The 2128-nt window shown below is 43.8% G+C and carries 2 protein-coding genes; both read right to left on the reverse strand.

Going from position 1 to position 2128, the window contains the following annotated elements; genetic code table 11:
- Window positions 1-134: 134 nt before the first annotated feature.
- Window positions 135-1013 (reverse strand): DUF58 domain-containing protein, encoded by an 879-nt coding sequence (locus tag AC1DPZ_RS25995; RefSeq protein WP_477408959.1) that lies wholly within the window; start codon window positions 1011-1013, stop codon window positions 135-137.
- A gap of 246 nt (window positions 1014-1259) precedes the next feature.
- Window positions 1260-2128, reverse strand: an 869-nt coding sequence (locus AC1DPZ_RS26000; protein WP_477408961.1) for an AAA family ATPase, incomplete at its 5' end; no start/stop codon positions are given.

Here is a 2128-nt window from a genome sequence, read left to right on the forward strand (position 1 = left end):
GGTGTATCACTACCGGGATACTTATCGCGGCAATAGCAAACAACCATATGGGATTTAAAAACTGCATTTATAAAATGAGGAATACTTTATAAACCATAGCGATGGGTTTAAAACCCATCGCTATGGTTTATAATTTAAAATTTACTTTTATTTCGTTGTGTTAAAAAATCGCGCAGGGCTTCATCTAACGGCTGCGCGGTACTGAGCATCCGGTAATAAACATGTTTACCCAATAATTGCATCCTGATACCTTCTAAATGTGCGTTTAGCTTTTCTTTATATTCAACTTCCTGCTGTGCATTTATTTCGATAGTTTCCCCGGTTTCCAAATCTTCCAGTGTAGCAAATCCTCCAAAATTAAAATCAAGTTCGTTTTGGCCCATCAGGTGGAAAACTACTACCTCATGTTTAAGGGCTGACAATGAATCTAATAATTTACTGATCTCGCCTTCCCGTTGATACATATCAGTAATAAACACCAGCAATTCCTTACGGCCATCTCCGGCGAATAGTTGCTTATAGTGAATAGCTTGTGTAAAAGTACCGGCTGGTTTCACCTGTTGTAGATGATAAAACAGGCGCTGCAAATGCTGCGGATCTGGTCTGGAAGCTAATGAAAACAATCCACCATCCTGGAAAACGTATAAACCAACTGAATCACCCTGTAAATTCGACAACCAGGCCAGCGACGCAGCCAGGAAACGCGCATAGTCTATTTTTTTGATGCCATTGTCATCATGATTCATAGATGCACTGGCATCTACCAGGAACCTTACCGAAATACTGGTTTCAATTTCTGATTCGCGGATATAATACCTGTCGCTCCGGGCAAACATACGCCAGTCCAGCCAACGCAGGTCATCACCGGGCTGATAACTGCGGTACTGGCTAAATTCCAGTCCGGGTCCTTTCACTTTGCTTTTATTAAAACCATTCATAAAGCCATCAATAACCGTTTTCGCCAGTAACGGCAAATCCTTAATGGTCATTAATACTTTAGGATCAAGCTGCATTTTTTGATTTCGGATATCGGATGTTCGATTTCGGATTTATTTTTGTCTGAACAGGTATTACCAAGCTAAAGTCATTGCTTCGTTCCAACCTATGACGTGTTTGCAAAAACCATTTGTCATGCTGAACGGAGTGAAGCATCTATTATTCACCATGCCTCTTCGCCCTGTACAGTCTGCGAATAGATCCTTCACTGCGTTCAGGATGACAAACCTTTTAAAACGTCATTTCCCCTTTTATGACTTGTATTAAAGCGCCTTCGGCCGGGTTATCGTTGTTATCAGCTCGGCCGTCACTTTATCTGATGTTATATTCTCGGCTTCGGCTTTAAAATTCATCAGGATACGGTGCCTTAAAACAGCCGGGGCCATGGCGTGAATATCTTCCATCAAAACCGAATACCGGCCTTTTAACAATGCCCGTGCCTTTGCCGTTAATATCAGCGCCTGCCCTGCCCTTGGGCCTGCGCCCCAGCGCACCCATTCTTTTATATAGTTTACAGTTGTAGTATCGGGCCGCGTAGCGCGGATCAGCTGGCTTACATATTTTACCAGGTCTTCGCTTATGGTTACCTGCCTTACCAATGCCTGGGCCTGTATAATTTCTTCGGCAGTAATTACAGCTTTAACATCCGCCTTTTTTATCCCCGTGGTTCTATTCAATACTTCAAATTCTTCCTGCTCGGTTGGATAGCCAATTTTTATCAGCAATAAAAAACGGTCCAACTGGGCTTCCGGCAAGGGGTAAGTGCCCGCCTGCTCAATAGGATTTTGAGTTGCAAGGATAAAAAATGGTTTATCTAAGGGGTAAGTTTGCCCGCCATAGGTTACTTCAAACTCCTGCATGGCTTCTAACAAAGCAGCCTGCGTTTTGGGTGGGGTGCGGTTAATTTCATCGGCCAGTATAATATTGGCAAACAGCGGTCCCTTATTAAATTTAAAGAAGCGTTTGCCGGTAGCGTGATCTTCTTCCAATATTTCGGTACCAATGATATCCGTTGGCATCAGATCGGGGGTAAACTGGATCCGCCTGAACGCCAGGTGCAGCGCCTGCGACATGGTTTTTACAATGAGTGTTTTGGCCAGGCCAGGTACACCCTCCAATAAACAATGCCCCC

Source organism: Mucilaginibacter sp. P4_G9 (genome assembly GCF_056400985.1).

Bases quoted from the DNA above. Each gene is read 5' to 3' on its own strand.
- AC1DPZ_RS25995 (WP_477408959.1), bottom strand. From the start codon at position 1,013: ATGCAGCTTGATCCTAAAGTATTAATGACCATTAAGGATTTGCCGTTA.